Annotated in this window: 3 protein-coding genes and 1 pseudogene; all 4 read left to right on the forward strand. The window is 55.1% G+C overall.

The genetic code is table 11. From position 1 onward, the window contains the following. A partial coding sequence (locus C7402_RS48140) for an RHS repeat-associated core domain-containing protein (protein ID WP_279635617.1) occupies window positions 1-807 on the forward strand: 807 nt, incomplete at its 5' end. 8 nt (window positions 808-815) lie between these two features. Next, complete coding sequence (locus C7402_RS46685; RefSeq protein WP_133254682.1) at window positions 816-1,334, forward strand: hypothetical protein; 519 nt, start codon at window positions 816-818, stop codon at window positions 1,332-1,334. A 77-nt stretch (window positions 1,335-1,411) separates the two neighbouring features. Beyond that, the gene (locus C7402_RS46055) at window positions 1,412-1,666 is read left to right on the forward strand and encodes a PAAR domain-containing protein (protein ID WP_116615299.1); all 255 of its coding nucleotides are present in this window, start codon (window positions 1,412-1,414) and stop codon (window positions 1,664-1,666) included. A gap of 22 nt (window positions 1,667-1,688) precedes the next feature. Further along, window positions 1,689-2,169: pseudogene (locus C7402_RS46690) on the forward strand (zinc-ribbon domain-containing protein); the annotation flags it as partial.

Here is a 2,169-nt window from a genome sequence, read left to right on the forward strand (position 1 = left end):
CAGGTCGTGTGGGCAGCGGACCTGAGCGCCTACGGCAAGACGCGGGGCCACTTCAAGCGCGAGATCGACAACCCGATCCGCTTCCCCGGGCAGTACTTCGATGCTGAATCGGGGCTGCACTACAACCGCTTCAGGTACTACGATCCGCAGGCGGGTCGGTACGTCAATCAAGATCCGATAGGACTGTCGGGCGGAAGTAACCCCTACTTATATGCAAGCAATGCACCGGCAATGCGAATAGATCCATTTGGATTAGATGATTTTATGGGGTTTAACGGCGCGGCGACGCAACAACAGGTTTCGCTGGCGCAATGGATGACGAGTAATGGGGCAAGTCCAAACGAAGTCGCCGTAGCACTTTCCAATCCTCCGACTCCGGCACCATCGCTTATAAATGTGTGGAGAAATTTCCAAGGATCGGCTTCAGCCGATCTGGGAGTGTCAGGCCATCTTTTGGTAGGTGGCGGTGGTTCGGCAGGCCTTGCTTTTAGCAAGTCCAGTGATGAAATGATGATAGACGCGTGTTTCTATACGAACGTCTCAAAAACCATTGGTCCAGGGGCGGCGATAGGCGCAGCAATAACGGGGTCTCTAGGTTCGTCATCCACCACGACAGGAAAGAGTGACTCATACGGGGTGTTTGGTACGGGCGGCATCTTAGCGAAATTTGGCCTCGCGGGTCAAACCGATAACATTAACCCATTTAAAGCATCGAGTGCCTCGGGTTCCGTAAGCTTTGGCCCTGGTTTGGGGGCGGCTGGCGAAGTAATTAAATCCACCCAGCGCGCATGGTGTATAAGGCACTGAATATGATCATGAAATTTATTTTTTATAAAAGCCCTGTGCGGGAATTTCGTTCACCTATGCAATTGGGTGAAGCAAAAAAAGCACTTCAAGGCGCCTTTGTTTCTCCTCAGGTAGGACTTGGACGAAGGGCGGGTATTTTAGGTGAATTTCATGGCGATGGCTTAAAAATGGCCTATATGCACCCGAATCTTCTAAATCCGTGGCATTCGATATTTGTTGGTCGTTTTGAAAGATCGAATTCGGGTTCGTGTTTAATTGGTTATTACAGAAATTCACCATTTATAAGGATGGCGACTTTATTCGTCATCCTATTTTCGATCTTGGCGGTTTTCGTGATTTATTCAGCCGTGGTCGATTCTGATTATACTGCGAGATCGTTTGTTGTCGCGGGTGCTTCTCTTGTAGTATTTTTTCTCATGTACGTGATGGTAGCGTTGTGCGTCAGACTTTCAAAAGTGGACGAAAAAAGAATTGATTCCATTGTCGAGATCGTACTTGATTGCAAAATTAGTATTCTGCAAAAGTAGATGTGGGCATGGATTGTATAGTGCCGCGGTGAAATAAATTGCTGACCGGGAATCACTTTAATTGGAACTGGCTTCATATGCCAACACCAGCCGCAACCCTCGGCACTCCCACCACCCACGGTGGCGCTGTCTCAACCGCCCCCCCCTGCGTCACGATAGGCGGCATCCCCGCCGCCCGCGTGGGTGACATGGTGACCTGCCCCGACCATGGCCCTGCCGTCATTACGAGCGGCGGTCTCGGCACGATTGACGGTCGCAACATCGCCCACCACGGCAGCAGTACGTCGTGCGGCGCAACACTCGTGGTCGCGGGTGGCGGCCCGACCGTGTAAGAGCCGTAGTCGAAAGATGGCCGTGACGAAAACCATCGAGGAGATGCCCCGCCTTGCCGCCAGCCGGGGCGGCATGTGCCTGTCCGCTACCTATGTGCGCGGCAGTGATCACCTGGAATGGCAGTGCGTACAGGGGCATCGCTGGAGCGCGACGCCTGACTCCGTCAAGCAAGGTACCTGGTGCCCAACCTGCCCTCGCGTGCGCAAACTCGACACGCTGGAAACGATGCACGCGGCAGCAGCACGGCACGACGGGCGCTGTCTCTCGCAACACTACGCAGGCTGCTCCACGCCGCTCGAATGGGAGTGTGCGCAGGGGCACCGCTGGCAGGCCACGCCCGCATCGGTCAAGCATCGTACGTGGTGTCCCGAGTGCGCGCGGCAGCAGAGAAAAGCTTACACGCTGGGCGACATGCACGCGCTGGCTGCCGCGCGCAGCGGCCAGTGCCTTTCGACCGCATACACCAGCGGGGCGCAGCCGCTGCAATGGCGTTGCGCCCAGG

The sequence above is a fragment of the Paraburkholderia unamae genome, from assembly GCF_003096875.1.
Lineage (GTDB): Bacteria > Pseudomonadota > Gammaproteobacteria > Burkholderiales > Burkholderiaceae > Paraburkholderia > Paraburkholderia unamae.